This is a genomic window from Methyloversatilis sp. NSM2 (assembly GCF_038066675.1).
GTDB lineage: Bacteria > Pseudomonadota > Gammaproteobacteria > Burkholderiales > Rhodocyclaceae > Methyloversatilis > Methyloversatilis discipulorum_A.
Genome location: NZ_JBBUKV010000001.1, coordinates 1,259,897 through 1,275,318 on the forward strand (window position 1 = coordinate 1,259,897; position 15,422 = coordinate 1,275,318).

Sequence of the window (15,422 nt, forward strand, 5' to 3'; positions counted from 1 at the left end):
ATCCATCGATGCCCTCCTCCCTGTCGTTCATTTCGCGCCGCAAGGCGCTCGCCTGGCTGACCGGCGGCGTGCTCGCCGCATCGGCCGCCCTCGTCGCCCCGCACGCCGGGGCAGCGCAGCCACTGCGCATCGGCTACCAGAAATCGGCCAGCCTGCTCACGCTGCTCAAGGCCCAGGGATCGCTCGAAAAACGCCTGGCGCCGCTCGGTGTCGAGGTGAAATGGGTCGAGTTCCCGGCCGGTCCGCAACTGCTCGAAGGCCTCAATGTCGGCGCGGTCGACGTCGGTGCGGTCGGCGAGGCACCGCCCATCTTCGCCCAGGCGGCCGGCGCCAACTTCATCTACGCGGGCTACGACCCGGCCTCGCCGGAGGCCGAAGCCATCGTCGTGCCGAAGGATTCGACGATCCGTTCAGTGGCCGAACTGAAGGGCAAGCGCGTCGCGCTGAACAAGGGCTCGAACGTGCATTACCTGCTGGTGAAGCTGCTGGAAAAGCACGGCCTGAAATACGCCGACATCCAGGTGGTGTTCCTGCCGCCGGCCGATGCCCGCGCCGCATTCGAGCGTGGCGCAGTCGATGCGTGGGCGATCTGGGACCCCTTCCTCGCCGCCACCGAGAAGCAGATCGGCGCCCGCGTGCTGGCCGATGGCAGTGGCGTCGTGAACAACTTCTTCTACTACCTCGCCGCCCGCGACTATGCGAAAGCCAATGGCAAGGTGCTTGACGCACTGTTCGACGAGATCAACAGCAACGCGGTCTGGCTGAAGGCCAACATCAAGGAGGCCGCCGCCCGCATCGCGCCGGAACAGGGGCTGGCGCCGGAGGTGGTCGAACTGGCATTGCGCCGCTACCAGTTCAATGCGAAGCCGGTGACCGACGCCATCCTCGCCGAACAGCAGAAACTCGCCGACACCTTCTTCGAACTGAAGCTGATTCCGAAACGCATCGAGGTCCGCCAGGCCTCGGTACTTGCCACCCGCTGAAGGTCCGCATCATGAATGTGTTCTGGTTCATCCCCACCCACGGCGACAGCCGCTATCTGGGCACCGCCGAGGGCGGACGCCAGGTCAGCCTCGACTACATGAAGCAGGTGGCGATCGCTGCCGACACGCTGGGTTACGACGGCGTGCTGCTGCCGACCGGCCGCTCCTGCGAGGACGCATGGGTCACCGCATCGGCGCTGATCGGCTTCACCCAGCGCCTGAAATTCCTGGTGGCGCTGCGCCCGGGCCTGACGGCGCCGTCGGCCGCCGCGCGCATGGCCGCCACCTTCGACCGCCTGTCCGGCGGCCGCCTGCTGATCAATGTGGTGACCGGCGGGGATCCGACCGAGCTGGACGGCGACGGCATCTTCAACACGCACGACGAGCGCTACGAGATCACCGACGAGTTCCTGCGCATCTGGCGCGGCATCCTGGCGAGCGCACACACAGGCGAGACCATCGACTTCGACGGCAAGCACCTGTCGGTCAAGGGCGGCAAGCAGCTCTACCCCACCGTTCAGCGGCCGCATCCGCCGCTGTGGTTCGGTGGCTCCTCACCCGCCGCGCACGAACTGGCGGCCGAACAGGTCGATGTCTACCTGACCTGGGGGGAACCGCCGGCCGCGGTGGCCGAGAAGATCGCCGACATGCGCCGCCGCGCCGCCGCCCACGGCCGCACGCTGCGCTTCGGCATCCGCCTGCACGTGATCGCCCGTGAAACGACGGAGCGGGCGTGGCAGGCGGCGGAAGACCTGATCCGTCATCTCGATGACGCCACCATCGCCGCTGCGCAGAAGAAGTTCGCGCAGATGGATTCCGAAGGTCAGCGCCGCATGGCCGCGCTGCACGGTGGTCGTCGCGACAAGCTGGAAGTCAGCCCTAACCTGTGGGCGGGGGTCGGCCTGGTGCGCGGTGGCGCCGGCACGGCGCTGGTCGGCGACGGCCCGACCATTGCCGAACGGATGAAGGAATACGCCGAGCTCGGCATCGAAACCTTCATCCTGTCCGGTTACCCGCATCTCGAAGAGGCTTACAACTTCGCCGAGCAGGTGTTTCCCCACCTGCCGCGCGTACAGAAGGAGGGGCTGCCGGGCTTCAGCCTGTCCGGGCCCTTCGGCGAGATCGTCGCCAACCATTACGTACCTGCTGCATCCGCGAGTTGACACCCTGCGTCGCAGCACCTTGAAGGCCATCGTCCCCTAACGGGCGATGGCCTTTTTCTTTGCTCCGGTGCCGATCCGCTTATCACTCGAACGGCAAAGCTCCGCAGCGCGCCTGCGCAAATGCAGCGCAGATTTAATTGGTTTGAGTGCGCATCCCCCACCCCTAGGATGACCTTCAGACGCGCGACACAGCGCGACCATCCTCCGGACCGCACAAAAGGAAAACCATGAGCACCACGCATTCCCGCAACCGCCGCCTGCTGGTCACCAGTCTGCTCGCCGCCACGCTGCCGCTGACCGGCTTCGCCGCCGGCGACGCGCCGAAGGAAATCCGCCTCGACTACGCCTACTACTCGCCGACCAGCCTGGTATTGAAGCGCTTCGGCTGGCTGGAAGAGGCCGTAAAGCCGGCCGGCATCGAGGTGAAATGGACGCTGAGCCAGGGCAGCAATCGCGCACTGGAATTCCTCAACAGCGGAGCCATCGACTTCGGCAGCACCGCCGGCCTGGCCGCCGTGCTGAGCCGCGCCAACGGCAATCCGATCCGTTCGGTCTATGTGTATTCGCGACCGGAGTGGACCGCACTCGCAGTACCGAAGGATTCGACCATCAGATCGGTGGCCGAGCTGAAGGGCAAGCGCGTCGCCGCCACGAAGGGCACCGACCCCTATCTGTTCCTGCTGCGCTCGCTGCAGGAGGCCGGTCTGTCGCGCAACGACGTCGAGATCGTCCACCTGCAGCATCCGGACGGCCGCGTCGCGCTTGAACAGAAGCGCGTCGACGCCTGGGCCGGCCTCGATCCGCACCTCGCTGCGAGCGAACTGGAGGCTGGTTCGAAGCTCATCTACCGCAATGTGAACTTCAACACCTACGGCTTCCTGAACGTGTCGGAGAAATTCCTGAAGGCACACCCGCAGCAGGTGAAGACGGTGATCGCTGCCTACGAGCGCGCCCGCCGCTGGGTCATCGCCAATCCGGACGACGCCGCGAAGCTGCTGGCCGAGGAAGCAAAGCTGAACCTGGCCGTGGCCCAGGCGCAACTGAAGCGCACCGATTTTTCGAACCCGCGCATCGGCCGCGAACACCACGACGCGCTGCGCGCCGCAGCACCCATCCTGGTCGAGGAGGAACTGGTGCGCAAAGGCACCGACGTCGCCAAGGTGGTGACCGAACTGATCGACCCGACCCATGCCGCCGCCGTGGTCGCGGCCAAGGACTGATGCCATGAACACCGCTGCCCGCACCTCCTCCCTTCAGGCGACGGTGTCGTCCGCGCGGCCGGCCGTCCCCGCCGGTCGCGCCGGGCGTCCCCACCCGGCCCTGGGCTGGGTCCTGCCCGCACTCGCGCTGCTCGCCTTCGAGGTGCTGGTGCGCAGCGGCGTGCTGGCCGCCCACCTGTTCCCTGCGCCGAGCGAGATCGTGCGCACGCTGTTCGACCTGGGCAGCGGCCTCGCATCGCATATCGGCGTCAGCATTGCCCGCGTCGCCGGTGGTTTCGCGATCGGCGCCTCGCTGGCGGTGGTTGCCGCCGTCGTGGTCGGGCTGGACCGTCGCGCCGAAGCGCTGCTCGATCCGACCTTCCAGGCACTGCGCGCCGTGCCCAGTCTGGCCTGGGTGCCGCTGCTGCTGCTGTGGCTGGGCATAGACGAAACGCCCAAGATCACGCTGATCGCGATCGGCGCCTTCTTTCCGGTCTATCTGAATCTGCTGTCGGGCCTGCGCAATGTCGACCGCAAGCTGGTGGAACTGGGCGAGGTATATGGCCTGAGCCGCTCCGCGCTGGTGCGTCGCATCCTGCTGCCGGCTTCGCTGCCCAGCCTCTACACCGGCCTGCGCGTCGGCCTGAGCCTGGCCTGGATGTTCCTGGTCGCCGCCGAACTGATCGCCGCCACCCGCGGCCTGGGTTACCTGCTGACGGACGGCCGTGAAACCTCACGACCGGACATCGTGCTCGCCGCCATCCTGCTGCTGGCCGTACTCGGCAAGCTGTCGGACAGCGTCCTCAAATCACTCGAGAGGCGCGCGCTGGCCTGGCGCGACGCGCTAGAGAGCCGGCTGGCCTGAGGAGCGCACGATGACTGCATTGCTCGATGTGCATGTGCGTGCCAAACGCTTCGGCGACCGGCTCGTGCTGGACAACTTCTCGCTCGAACTGGAGGCCGGCGAAATCGTCAGCCTGGTCGGCGCCAGCGGCTGCGGCAAGAGCACGCTGCTGCGCATCGTCGCCGGCCTGGACCGCGAACACGATGGACAGGTGCGGCTCGACGGTCAGGCGCAGCACGGCATCCACCGCGACATCGGTTTCATTTTCCAGGAGCCGCGACTGCTGCCCTGGCTCACCGTCGCGCAGAACGTCGGTTTCGACGCCGACGCCCGGCGCGCCAGTGACCCGCACGTGTTCACGCTGCTGGAGGAAGTAGGCCTTGCACAGGTGGCCGACGCGCTGCCGAAGGCGCTGTCCGGCGGCATGGCGCAGCGGGTGGCGATCGCCCGCGGTCTGTTCAACCGGCCGCGCCTGCTGTTGCTCGACGAGCCCTTCAGCGCGGTCGATGCCTTCACGCGGATGAAGCTGCAGGAGCTGCTGCTGGCCATCGCCCGCGAACACGGAACCACGCTGCTGCTGGTGACGCACGACGTCGACGAGGCAGCCTGGCTGTCCGACCGCGTCGTGGTGATGGGCAACGGCCGCGCGCTGGACGAAGTGACGATCACGGAACAACGACCGCGCCACCGCCGCTCACCGGCGCTGGCCGATGCCCGCAACACGATTCTCGAAATTCTCGAAGGCGCTCACGTCGTCTGACGTGCGCCACACCCCACACACAGAAAGAGGGCTTCGCCATGAGCACACGTTTCACTCTTCGCCGTAACGCCTTGAAGGCATTCATCGCCCTGCTGCCGGCGCTTGCACTCGGCAGCGCCGCCGCACAGGACAAGCCGACTACCGTACGCATCGGCTACCAGAAGTCATCGACACTGATCACCGTGCTGAAGACCCGCAGCACGCTGGAACAGAAGCTTGCGCCGCTGGGCGTCAAGGTGAGCTGGCACGAGTTCGCCAGCGGTCTTCCGCTGCTCGAGGCGCTGAACGTCGGCAGCGTCGACGTGTCGGCCGACGTCGCAGACACCGTGCCGGTGTTCGCACTGGCCGCCGGTGCCAACCTGACCTATGTCGCGCAGGAGGCGCCCTCGCCCACCGCGCAGGCCATCGTGGTCAAGGCCGATTCGCCGATCAAGAGCGTGGCCGACCTGAAGGGCAAGCGCGTCGCCTTCGCCAAGGCCGCCGGCGTGCACTACCTGCTGATCGCCGCGCTGGAGAAGAACGGACTGAGCTTCAAGGACATCCAGCCCGCCTATCTCGCGCCGGCCGACGGCCGCGCCGCCTTCGAACGCGACAGCGTCGACGCCTGGGTGGTGTGGGACCCCTTCCTGTCCGCGGTGCAGCGCCAGGCCAAGGTGCGCGTGCTGGCCGACGGCACGAATCTGGCGCAGTACCAGCGTTACTACCTCGCCTCCACGCCCTTCGCGCAGGCGCGGCCGGACGTGATCAAGGTGATTCACGACGCGCTCACCGAAACCGGCAAATGGGTCAAGCAGAGCCCAAAGGACGCTGCCGCCCTGCTGGCGCCGGTGTGGGGTCTGGATGAAGCCACGGTCGAACAGGCCAACGGCCGTCGCAGCTACGACGTGCGTCTGGTGCAGCCGGAGCGGCTGCAGGAGCAGCAGGCCATCGCCGACACCTTCACCCGCGAGGGCCTGCTGCCGCGCAAGGTGAATGCCACTGCGGTGCCGGTCTGGAAACCGTCTCTGTAAGGCGACCACAATGAATGCTCCGGACACCACACGCCAGCTCGAACGCCGCGAGGCCGCGCACCTGTTCGACCGCGACTTCGGCCACCATACCGACGCGGTCGAGCGCACCGCACGCAGGCTCGAAGCCACCGCCGCCGAGCGAGACCGCGCCGGCGGTACCGCCTGGGCCGAACGCCAGCTGCTGCGCGACAGCGGCCTGCTCACGCTCGCGGTACCGGCGGAATTCGGCGGCGCCGAACTGCCCTGGCCGCAGATCTACGCCATCATCCGCCGCTTTGCCGAAGCCGACAGTTCGCTCGCCCACCTGTTCGGCTTCCAGCACCTGCAAGTGGCCAGCGTGCGGCTGTTCGCCAACCCGGCGCAGCAGGCGCGCCTGCTCGGCGACACGGTGGAGAAAGGCTGGTTCTGGGGCAATGCCACCAACGGTCTGGACACCCGCATCCGGCTCACGCCGGAGGGCGACCACTTCGTGCTCAACGGCGTGAAGTCCTTCTGCTCCGGTGCCACCGGCGCCGACATGCTGAACGTGACCGCACCGCGCGGCGATGACCCGGCCGACCGGGTGTTCATCAGTCTGCCGTCCGACCGCGCCGGCATCACGGTGCACGACGACTGGGACAACCTCGGCCAGCGCCAGACCGACAGCGGCACCGTCACCTTCGATAACGTGCGCGTCGAGGCGGACGAGATACTCGGGCCGCCGGGCACCCGCGGCACGCCGCGGGCGACGCTGCGCACGCTGGTGTCGCAGCTCATCCTGACCGAGATCTATCTCGGCAACACGCAGGGTGCGCTGCGCGCCGCGTGGAACTACGTGCAGTACGAAGCGCGCCCCTGGTTCTCCAGCGGCGTGGCCCGCGCCGCCGACGACCCCTACGGCCAAGTGCGCTTCGCTGAACTGTGGATCGCCTATCGCGGCGCGCTGGCGCTGACCGTCCAGGCGGAGCAGGCGCTGCAGCAGGCATGGGAACGTGGCGACGCACTGACCGCGCGCGAACGCGGCGAGGTCGCGCTGCTGATCTGGCAGGCCAAGATCGCCGCCGGCCGCGCCGCACTCGACGTGACGTCGCGCGTGTTCGAGCTGATGGGCGCACGCGCCACCGCCGCCCGCTACGGCCACGACCGCTACTGGCGCAACGTGCGCGTGCACACGCTGCACGACAACCTCGACTACAAGCTGCAGGACATCGGCCGCTGGGTGCTGGACGACCGCGTGCCCGAGCCCTCCATCTATTCCTGAAGACATGACATGAGTATCCGGAAAAATACCTCGCTGCCGCATCTGCGGCAGAAACTGCTGCCGTGGAGCCTGCCGCTCGCGCTGGTCGTGCTGTGGCAGATCGCTGCGCAGACTGGCTGGCTGTCCAGCCGCGTGCTGCCGGCGCCGCTCGACGTGCTGAAGGCCTTCTGGACGCTGGCGGTCAGCGGCGAACTGTGGCGCCACGTGCTGGTGAGCGCGCAGCGTGCTCTGAGCGGCTTCGCCATCGGCGGCGGCCTGGGCCTGCTGCTTGGCCTCGCCACCGGCTCGTGGAAACGGGTCGAAACCCTGCTCGACACCACCGTGCAGATGATCCGCAACATCCCGCCGCTGGCGCTGATCCCGCTGGTCATTCTGTGGTTCGGCATCGACGAGACGGCCAAACTTTTCCTGGTGTCGCTGGGCGTGTTCTTCCCGGTCTATATCAACACCTTCCACGGCATCCGCTCGGTGGACGCCGGTCTGATCGAGATGGGCCGCTCCTACGGTCTGCGCGGATGGGCGCTTTACCGCGACATCATCCTGCCGGGCGCGCTGCCCTCCATCCTGGTTGGTGTGCGGTTCTCTCTCGGTTTCATGTGGGTCATCCTGATCGTGGCGGAAACCATTTCGGCGCAGGAAGGCATCGGCTACATGACGATGAATGCGCGTGAATTCCTGATGACCGACGTGGTGCTGGTGGGCATCCTGCTGTACGCCCTGCTCGGCAAGCTGGCCGACCTGCTGGCCCGCTCGCTGGAACGCGTATGGCTGTCCTGGCACCCGAACTACCAGACGCGCTGAGGAGGCCGACCATGTACTTCTCACCGGAAGAGAACAGCGAAGTGAGCGCCGCCGAACGCGTGATCAACGGCGCGGCGGTCACGCTGCGCGGCATCGGCAAGGCCTTCGGCGACCGCCAGGTGCTGCACGGCATAGACCTCGATATCCGTCCGGGCGAATTCGTCGCCATCGTCGGCCGCAGCGGCTGCGGCAAGAGCACGCTGCTGCGCCTGCTGGCCGGCCTCGACCAGGCCAGCGAAGGCGAACTGTCGATAGACGGCAGCGCTGACGACGTGCGCATCATGTTCCAGGAAGCACGCCTGCTGCCGTGGAAGCGCGTGCTCGACAACGTGTCGCTGGGCCTCACACCGGCCTTCCGCCGCCGTGCCCGCGAAGTGCTGGCGCGTGTCGGCCTGGCCGACCGCGAACGCGACTGGCCGTCCCAGCTGTCCGGCGGCCAGCGCCAGCGTATCGCGCTGTCCCGCGCACTGGTGCATTCGCCGCGCCTGCTGCTGCTCGATGAACCGCTGGGCGCGCTCGACGCGCTCACTCGCATCGAGATGCAGCAATTGATCGAGTCGCTGTGGCTGGAACAAGGCTTCACCGCCATCCTGGTCACGCACGACGTGCAGGAGGCGGTGGCGCTGGCCGACCGCGTGCTGCTGATCGAGGACGGCGCCATCGCGCTCGACCTTGACGTCCGTCTCGCCCGCCCGCGCGAGCGCGCCAGCAACGGCTTCTCTGCCTACGAGGCGCGCATCCTGTCGCGCGTGCTCAGTGCGCCGCCCATTGAATCCTCCGCGGCGTCGACCGACGCCTGGACACCGGGCATTGCCCATATTTCGTTCGCAATCTGAAAGGAAACAGCATGGCCATCACCGCAATCAACGTACGCAACCAGTTCAAGGGAAAGGTAAGGGAGATCGTCCGCGGCGACGTGGTCAGCGAGGTCGATGTCGACACGCCGGCCGGCATCGTCACCTCGGTCATCACCACCCGTTCGGTCGATGAGTTGGGCCTGAAGCCGGGCGTCGAAGTGGTCGCGCTGGTGAAATCCACCGAAGTGTCGATCGCCCGCATCGGCAGCTGATCGCGAGCAGCGCATCGCCATGACGTCCACCGTCCTCATTATTCCCGGGCTTCAGGGCATGCCACCGGGACACTGGCTGTCATGGCTCGAAGGCGAACTGCCGGAGGCGCGCCGCGTGCCGCACGACGAGTGGAGTTCGCCGGTGCTGGCACACCGGACGGGTCGCGTGAAGCAGGCAATCGCCCACTCGGCCGGCCCGGTCTGGCTCATCGCGCATGGCTTCGGTTGCCTTGCCGCCATCATGGCCGCCTCCGACCGGACCGATCGCGTCGCCGGCGCGCTGCTGGTGACACCCGCCGACCCCGAACGCTACGGTGCCGACGGTCCGCTGATCGAGGGTGAAGAGACGATACCCCGCAAGCCGTCGATCTCGGGACTGCTGCCGCAGACAACATTGGGCTTCACCTCGTTGGTGATCGCCAGCGCCGACGATCCGGACATGCGTCTGGTCACCGCCAGCCAGTGGGCCGACAGGTGGGGCAGCCGACTGCTGCTGACCAGCGCACTGGGCAATATCGACCCGACCGTTCATCAGGGCGCCTGGCCGCAATGCCTGCGCCTGTTCCGACTGATGCATCATGCACAACGTGACCTTCCGCTGGGCAGCTTCGCGGAAGGAAACGAACCGGCCCCGCGCCGGCACGGCTGGTTGGCAAAGCTTCGACGCCAGTCGCGGGCGACGCTCTGATGCCGCTGCACGCCGAAGTATCCGGACTAGCATTGATGCTCGCTGTCCCCCGACGACCGCGACAGACTCCCGACGCCAGCAGACCCTGCACTTCTTGAATGAAAGGACCACATCATGACTCTCAGACTGGGCGACATCGCCCCCGACTTCGAACAGGACTCCAGCGCGGGCCGCATTCGTTTTCATGAATGGCTCGGCAACAGCTGGGGTGTGCTGTTCTCGCATCCGGCGGACTTCACGCCCGTATGCACCACCGAACTGGGCCTCACCGCCAAGCTCAAGAGCGAATTCGACAAGCGCGGCGTCAAGGCCATCGCACTGTCGGTCGACCCGGTGGAATCGCACACGCGCTGGATCGCCGACATCAACGACACGCAGAACACCACGGTGAACTTCCCCATCATCGCCGACGGCGACCGCAAGGTGAGCGAGCTGTACGACATGATCCATCCGAACGCAAATGCCACGCTGACCGTGCGCTCGCTGTTCATCATCGATCCGAACAAGAAGGTGCGCCTCATCATCACCTACCCGGCGAGCACCGGTCGCAACTTCGACGAGGTGCTGCGCGTGATCGATTCGCTGCAGCTTACCGACAAGCACTCGGTCGCTACGCCGGGCAACTGGAAGCACGGCGACGACGTGGTCATCGTGCCCTCGCTGCAGGACCCGGACGAGATCGCGCGCCGCTTCCCCGCCGGGTACAAGGCCGTACGGCCCTATCTGCGCCTGACGCCGCAGCCGAAGTAAACAAACGGCCACGCCGGCATCGAAACGCCCGGCTCCGGCCGGGCTTTTTTTCGTCCACCGTCGGGCTGCACATAGGCTTCATCCGGCAAAGCTGTGCAGAAGAAGCTGCGCAGAACAATTCAGTTCCCCCGGCTGCGGGCAGTCCGTAAGGTCGAGCCATCGCAATCCGGAGTACATCAGATGGCCATCCTTGTCGTCGGCGGTGATCACCCCAACCAGTTCGCTGACTCGGCACGCGAGGCCGGCATAGACCGCCTGCATCACTGGAGCGGCCGACGCGCCGCCGACCACCATCAACCGCTGCCGCGCGACCTGCGCGGCATCGTGCTGCTGATCGATCACGTCAATCACGGCATGGCCGCGCGCGTGCGCAGGCTTGCCAGCCAGCACGGACTGCCGGTCGTCTACAGCGCGCGCAGCCGCTCGCAGATACGCAACGCACTGTCGCAGCTGGCGGCCTGAGCCCGGTCGGGAACTGCATCACGGCCGCGGCCTGCGCCGCGGTTCCGAGTCACGGAAACGCAAGGCGGCGGACGCTATAGTCGCCGGGTACGCCGGAGCATCCATCTGCTTCGGCCCTCCTGGTGAAAGGTTTCCGCGTGCGCACGCTCGTCATCATCGGTGCCGGCTTCAGCGGCACGGCCTGCGCCTGTCAGTTCCTCGCCCGCTGCGGCGATGGCTGGCAGGTCAGCCTGATCAACGCCTCCGGTCCGGTCGCCCGTGGTCTGGCCTACGGCACCCGTTCGCCGCTGCACCTGCTCAACGTGCCGGCCGGCCGCCTCGGCATGGATCCGGCGCAGGAAGGCGATTTCGTCCGCTACCTCGACGAGACGGGGCATCGCTACCGCGCCAGCGCCTTCGTGCCGCGCATGCTGTACGGCGAGTATCTGGAACAGCGCCTGCGCCAGGCGGCCGACGCCCATCCGGGCCGCCTCGACATCCGAACGGCGCGGGTCGATGCCATCGAGCGGCGCCTTGCCGGCGGCTTCCGTCTTCACCTGTCAGGCGACGCGACGCTGGATGCCGATGCCGTCATCCTCGCGATGGGACACCTGAGTCCGGTCGCACCACTGCCGGGTCTGGATGCGCTGGGCGCCGCCTACATCAACGACCCGTGGTCGGGCGCCGTCGAGCACATCGGCACCGACGAGCGCGTGCTGATACTCGGCAGCGGCCTGACCATGCTCGATGTGGTGGTCGACCTCGCGCGGCGCGGCCATCGCGGTCCGATCACCGCGCTGTCGCGCCGCGGCCTGCTGCCGCGCTCGCACCGCGCGCAGGACGCACCTCCGGCCACCATCCCGCTCGACCGCGAAGCGCTGCTGCAGGCGCGCAGTGCGCGTGCGCTCACTCGCCTGGTGCGCGCCGCGGTCGCCCAGGCCGAGCGAGCCTGCGTCGACTGGCGCGACGTGATCGGCTCGCTGCGTGCCCTGACGCCGGCGCTGTGGCAGAGCCTCGACGAGCGCGAGAAGCGGCGCTTCGTGCGCCACGTACGGCCGCACTGGGAGGTGCTGCGCCACCGCACCGCTCCCGAGCCCTTCAACGCGATGAACGCGCTGCTGCAGGACGGTCGCCTCACCGTCGGCGCCGGGCGGCTGCGCGCGGCCGCAGCTGATGAGGGCGGAGTGACCGTACGCTGGGATGACGCCCGCCGCGGTCCGCAGGCACAGCAGTTCGACCGCGTCGTCAACTGCACCGGCCCGGGTCACCGCATCGACGCCCAGCGCGCACCGTTGCTGCACCGTCTGCTGGAAAGCGGTCTGATGACGCAGGACCCGCTCAAGCTCGGCCTGATGGTCGACGCCCGCTGCCGGGCCATCGACGCGCGCGGCCGCAGCGTGGACGGGCTGTACTACGTCGGACCGCTGCTGCGAGCCCAGTTCTGGGAAGCCACCGCGATCCCCGAGTTGCGCAAGCACGCCGCGGTGGCAGTGGACAGCCTGCTCGCCGCTGGCGGTTGAGCGTCAGCCGCGATCGATCAGTCGACTTCCCGGCGGCGCACGCGGCCGAGGGCTGCCACCATTCCCAGTCCCGCCGCCATCAGCGTCCAGACATCAGGTTCCGGCACCGGGCCGACGACCGCGCGTCCGCCGCTGCCATAGAGCGCGGCACCGGCCTCCGGTGTCCAGGTGGAACGGAAGGAATTGAATGAATCGAAGAACTGACCGTCGGGCGTGCCGTAGACGTAGGCGGACATGAACAGATCCTCCCTCAGGTCCACGCCCTGGGTGGCGGTCGTGAAACTGAGGTCATAGGCGAAGTTGTACACGCCGTCCTGATCGTCGTCCTCCCACACCAGATTGAACAAGGGATTGAACACCGGCTGGCCGGACGGCCCAGCAATCATCAGCGGTTCCAGCGCCGACTGCCCGGTCACCAGATTTTCGGTGGAGAACGCGCCATAGGGGGCCAGCGGCCCCTCACCCTGTTGCACCGCGAAGTGGAAACTGTGGAAGGCGCCTGCCGACCACAGTGCGTAGGACACGCTGAAATTGGCGCTGCCCGCGGTGAACTGCCCGTCCTGGTGCAGATTCACGGTGAAGGACGCCGCGGAGGGCACGGCCGTTCCGCACGCATCGGCATCGCAGACGAAACCCTGATCGCGATAGAACAGTTCGGAGTAGACATGGCCATTGACCGGCGACCGGGCACTGACCTCGATCTTCGCCGCGAGCTGGCCATTCTCGAAACCGATCTGCGAACGCGCGTAGCTGTCGGCGTCGAGCCAGGCCGAGCTGGCGCCGCTCCACAAGGCGGTATCGCCGTTCCACGGCTGGCCATCGGACAGCAGGCCGCCACCGGGCAGGCTCACATAGCTCCAGCTGCGGAAGGTATCGTTCGGGACCGCCTGAGCAGCGCCGCTCAGACAGGCGGTACCCAGCAGCGCAGCGAGGCTGGCACGGATGCGGAACGGGACAGGGTGTTTGGACGTCATGACAGGCTCCATCGACAGTGGACCGGATCACGGCCTCGCATGCGGCCGTGACGGGCGGTGCATCAGCGCACCACCTGTCGTCTTTCTATGCCTGCCGTGGCCGGTTCGATCTGACCTCGATCAAGGAAGCCGGCAGGCCCGCCGCTCCCCGGTCTGCAGCCGCCACAGCGAGGCGTAGATGCCGTCGAGCGCAAGCAGCTGGTCGTGCGTGCCGGATTCCACGATGCGTCCGCCGTCGATCACGTGGATGGTGTCGGCGTGGCGCACCGTGGACAGCCGGTGCGCCACGATGAGCGTCGTGCGGCCGACCACCAGACGCTCCAGCGAGCGCTGGATGGCTGCCTCGGTTTCGTTGTCCACCGCCGAAGTCGCCTCGTCCAGAACCAGTATCGGCGGGTCCTTCAGGATCGCGCGCGCCAGCGCCAGCCGCTGCCGCTGGCCGCCCGACAGACGCAGGCCGCGCTCGCCGACCGGCGTGTCGTAACCCTGCGGAAGTGCAACGATGAAGTCGTGCGCCTCGGCCGATTTCGCCGCCTCGATCACCGCCTCGCGTGTGGCGTCCGGCATGCCGTAGGCGATGTTCTGTGCGACCGAGGCGTCGGCGAGGAAGGTGTCCTGCGCGACATAGCCAATGGCGCGGCGCAGGTCCTGCAGGTTCAGTTCACCGATCGGCATGCCGTCGAGCAGCACCCTGCCCTGCTGCGGCTCGTAGAAGCGCAGCAGCAGCTTGATCAGCGTGCTCTTGCCGCCACCGGTGCTGCCGACGAAGGCCGCGCTGCGGCCGGCGTCGATGCGCAAGGCGACGCGATCCAGCGCCGGCCGGGTCGTTCCGTCGTAGGCAAAGGACACCTCGTCAAAAACCAGTTCGCCGCGCACCTCGGCGCGCGGCAGCGCCCGCCCTTCGTAGGCGATGTTCACCGGCGTCTGCAGCAGGTTCATCACCCGCTCGATCGACGACATCGAGCGCTGATACAGATCGGTCAGGTCGGCCAGCCGCGTCAGCGGCCAGAGCAGGCGCTGGGTCAGATACACCAGCACCGAATAGCTGCCGACGCCGATGTCGCCGTTCAGCGCCATGAAGCCACCATACAGCAGGGTCACCGTGAAGCCAGCCAGGATGGCCATGCGGATGACCGGCGTGATCGCCGCCGACAGCCGGATCGCCTCGCCGTTGCGTGCGCGGTAGTCATCCGACCCCTGTTCGATGTGGCCGGCCTCGTAATCCTCGGCGGCGTAGGCCTTCACCGTGGCGATGCCCTGGATGTTGTTGTTCAGCCGAGCCGCCAGCGCGCCGGCCGCCTCGCGCACCGCGCCGTAGCGCGGTGCCAGTCGGCGCTGAAACCAGAAAGCGCCGTACAGGATGAGCGGCACCGGCACCAGCGCGAGGAAGGCCAGCTCGTGCGTCAGCACGAAGAACACGCCGCCCACCATCAGCGAACCGACGAACACCTGGATCAGGTCGTTGGCGCCGCCGTTCAGGAAGCGCTCCATCTGGTTGATGTCCTCGTTCAGCACCGCCAGCAGATTGCCGCTGCGGTTGCGCTCGAAATAGGCCATGTCCAGCTTCTGCACGTGGCGGTAGGCCTCCATGCGCAGGTCGTGCTGCAGGTTCTGCGCAAGGTCGCGCCAGCGCACGTCGTACAGGTACTGGAACAGCGATTCGCCGACCCACACGACGACCGTGATCAGCGCCAGCAGCACCAGCTGGTCCTTCGGATCGACGATGCCGACGCGCGCGAGGAAGCTGGCTTTCTGGTTCACGACCACATCGACCGCGACGCCGATCAGCACCTCCGGCAGCACGTCGAAGAACTTGTTGAGGACGGAATACAGCGAGGCGATGCGCACGTCACGGCGGTAGTTGCGCGCGTGCGAGAACAGGCGGGAAAGCGGATGCATGGCGGGCTCGGGGAAGATTTCGGGCGGGCCGCTCATCGATGCCGGCGGCGTGCCGCCATCATGACAGACAGCCGCCCCTCC

General features: G+C 67.4%; 16 protein-coding genes. 14 read left to right on the top strand and 2 right to left on the bottom strand.

What is annotated here, in order from left to right:
• The first annotated feature begins 8 nt into the window (after nt 1-8).
• The 14 genes from WJU27_RS05705 to WJU27_RS05770 all read left to right on the top strand — a co-directional run bounded on the left by WJU27_RS05705 (nt 9) and on the right by WJU27_RS05770 (nt 12,468).
• Complete coding sequence (locus tag WJU27_RS05705) at nt 9-983, top strand: sulfonate ABC transporter substrate-binding protein (protein WP_341421410.1); 975 nt, start codon at nt 9-11, stop codon at nt 981-983.
• Nucleotides 984-994: 11 nt separating this feature from the next.
• On the top strand, nt 995-2,146 hold the full coding sequence (ssuD, locus tag WJU27_RS05710) for an FMNH2-dependent alkanesulfonate monooxygenase (protein WP_341421411.1): 1,152 nt from the start codon (nt 995-997) through the stop codon (nt 2,144-2,146).
• A gap of 227 nt (nt 2,147-2,373) precedes the next feature.
• Nucleotides 2,374-3,366, top strand: a complete 993-nt coding sequence (locus WJU27_RS05715) for an aliphatic sulfonate ABC transporter substrate-binding protein (RefSeq protein WP_020164551.1) — start codon at nt 2,374-2,376, stop codon at nt 3,364-3,366.
• Between the two features lie 4 nt (nt 3,367-3,370).
• Nucleotides 3,371-4,210, top strand: a complete 840-nt coding sequence (locus WJU27_RS05720) for an ABC transporter permease (RefSeq protein ID WP_020164550.1) — start codon at nt 3,371-3,373, stop codon at nt 4,208-4,210.
• A gap of 10 nt (nt 4,211-4,220) precedes the next feature.
• Complete coding sequence (locus WJU27_RS05725; RefSeq protein WP_020164549.1) at nt 4,221-4,949, top strand: ABC transporter ATP-binding protein; 729 nt, start codon at nt 4,221-4,223, stop codon at nt 4,947-4,949.
• Nucleotides 4,950-4,987: 38 nt separating this feature from the next.
• A complete protein-coding gene (locus tag WJU27_RS05730; RefSeq protein WP_029143676.1) occupies nt 4,988-5,959 on the top strand; it encodes an aliphatic sulfonate ABC transporter substrate-binding protein in 972 nt (323 codons plus the stop codon).
• Between the two features lie 10 nt (nt 5,960-5,969).
• Nucleotides 5,970-7,199 (top strand): acyl-CoA dehydrogenase family protein, encoded by a 1,230-nt coding sequence (locus WJU27_RS05735; RefSeq protein ID WP_341421412.1) that lies wholly within the window; start codon nt 5,970-5,972, stop codon nt 7,197-7,199.
• A gap of 9 nt (nt 7,200-7,208) precedes the next feature.
• The gene (ssuC, locus tag WJU27_RS05740; protein ID WP_341421413.1) at nt 7,209-8,000 is read left to right on the top strand and encodes an aliphatic sulfonate ABC transporter permease SsuC; all 792 of its coding nucleotides are present in this window, start codon (nt 7,209-7,211) and stop codon (nt 7,998-8,000) included.
• Nucleotides 8,001-8,011: 11 nt separating this feature from the next.
• Nucleotides 8,012-8,836: an ATP-binding cassette domain-containing protein gene (locus WJU27_RS05745; protein ID WP_341421414.1), complete on the top strand. Its 825-nt coding sequence runs from the start codon at nt 8,012-8,014 to the stop codon at nt 8,834-8,836.
• An 11-nt stretch (nt 8,837-8,847) separates the two neighbouring features.
• Nucleotides 8,848-9,069 carry a TOBE domain-containing protein gene (locus tag WJU27_RS05750; protein ID WP_304001477.1) on the top strand — a complete coding sequence of 74 codons (222 nt, stop codon included), beginning with the start codon at nt 8,848-8,850 and terminating at the stop codon, nt 9,067-9,069.
• Between the two features lie 19 nt (nt 9,070-9,088).
• Nucleotides 9,089-9,757 carry an RBBP9/YdeN family alpha/beta hydrolase gene (locus tag WJU27_RS05755; protein WP_341421415.1) on the top strand — a complete coding sequence of 223 codons (669 nt, stop codon included), beginning with the start codon at nt 9,089-9,091 and terminating at the stop codon, nt 9,755-9,757.
• Nucleotides 9,758-9,871: 114 nt separating this feature from the next.
• Nucleotides 9,872-10,507 carry a peroxiredoxin gene (locus WJU27_RS05760; RefSeq protein WP_020164543.1) on the top strand — a complete coding sequence of 212 codons (636 nt, stop codon included), beginning with the start codon at nt 9,872-9,874 and terminating at the stop codon, nt 10,505-10,507.
• A 180-nt stretch (nt 10,508-10,687) separates the two neighbouring features.
• Nucleotides 10,688-10,969 (top strand): DUF2325 domain-containing protein, encoded by a 282-nt coding sequence (locus tag WJU27_RS05765; RefSeq protein WP_020164542.1) that lies wholly within the window; start codon nt 10,688-10,690, stop codon nt 10,967-10,969.
• Between the two features lie 137 nt (nt 10,970-11,106).
• Nucleotides 11,107-12,468 carry an FAD/NAD(P)-binding protein gene (locus tag WJU27_RS05770; protein WP_341421416.1) on the top strand — a complete coding sequence of 454 codons (1,362 nt, stop codon included), beginning with the start codon at nt 11,107-11,109 and terminating at the stop codon, nt 12,466-12,468.
• Between the two features lie 17 nt (nt 12,469-12,485).
• Here WJU27_RS05770 and WJU27_RS05775 read toward each other — a convergent pair whose 3' ends face one another.
• Together WJU27_RS05775 and WJU27_RS05780 are read right to left on the bottom strand one after the other, a co-directional pair.
• The gene (locus tag WJU27_RS05775; protein WP_341421417.1) at nt 12,486-13,442 is read right to left on the bottom strand and encodes a PEP-CTERM sorting domain-containing protein; all 957 of its coding nucleotides are present in this window, start codon (nt 13,440-13,442) and stop codon (nt 12,486-12,488) included.
• A 120-nt stretch (nt 13,443-13,562) separates the two neighbouring features.
• Entirely contained in the window at nt 13,563-15,341 is a 1,779-nt protein-coding gene (locus tag WJU27_RS05780) for an ABC transporter ATP-binding protein (protein WP_341421418.1), read from the bottom strand.
• Nucleotides 15,342-15,422 lie beyond the last annotated feature (81 nt).

Coding starts and splice junctions, on each gene's coding strand:
- WJU27_RS05765 (WP_020164542.1), top strand. CDS start 10,688: ATGGCCATCCTTGTCGTCGGCGGTGATCACCCCAACCAGTTCGCTGAC.
- ssuD (WP_341421411.1), top strand. CDS start 995: ATGAATGTGTTCTGGTTCATCCCCACCCACGGCGACAGCCGCTATCTG.
- ssuC (WP_341421413.1), top strand. CDS start 7,209: ATGAGTATCCGGAAAAATACCTCGCTGCCGCATCTGCGGCAGAAACTG.
- WJU27_RS05760 (WP_020164543.1), top strand. CDS start 9,872: ATGACTCTCAGACTGGGCGACATCGCCCCCGACTTCGAACAGGACTCC.
- WJU27_RS05750 (WP_304001477.1), top strand. CDS start 8,848: ATGGCCATCACCGCAATCAACGTACGCAACCAGTTCAAGGGAAAGGTA.
- WJU27_RS05775 (WP_341421417.1), bottom strand. CDS start 13,442: ATGACGTCCAAACACCCTGTCCCGTTCCGCATCCGTGCCAGCCTCGCT.
- WJU27_RS05745 (WP_341421414.1), top strand. CDS start 8,012: ATGTACTTCTCACCGGAAGAGAACAGCGAAGTGAGCGCCGCCGAACGC.
- WJU27_RS05705 (WP_341421410.1), top strand. CDS start 9: ATGCCCTCCTCCCTGTCGTTCATTTCGCGCCGCAAGGCGCTCGCCTGG.
- WJU27_RS05755 (WP_341421415.1), top strand. CDS start 9,089: ATGACGTCCACCGTCCTCATTATTCCCGGGCTTCAGGGCATGCCACCG.
- WJU27_RS05725 (WP_020164549.1), top strand. CDS start 4,221: ATGACTGCATTGCTCGATGTGCATGTGCGTGCCAAACGCTTCGGCGAC.
- WJU27_RS05780 (WP_341421418.1), bottom strand. CDS start 15,341: ATGCATCCGCTTTCCCGCCTGTTCTCGCACGCGCGCAACTACCGCCGT.
- WJU27_RS05730 (WP_029143676.1), top strand. CDS start 4,988: ATGAGCACACGTTTCACTCTTCGCCGTAACGCCTTGAAGGCATTCATC.
- WJU27_RS05715 (WP_020164551.1), top strand. CDS start 2,374: ATGAGCACCACGCATTCCCGCAACCGCCGCCTGCTGGTCACCAGTCTG.
- WJU27_RS05735 (WP_341421412.1), top strand. CDS start 5,970: ATGAATGCTCCGGACACCACACGCCAGCTCGAACGCCGCGAGGCCGCG.
- WJU27_RS05720 (WP_020164550.1), top strand. CDS start 3,371: ATGAACACCGCTGCCCGCACCTCCTCCCTTCAGGCGACGGTGTCGTCC.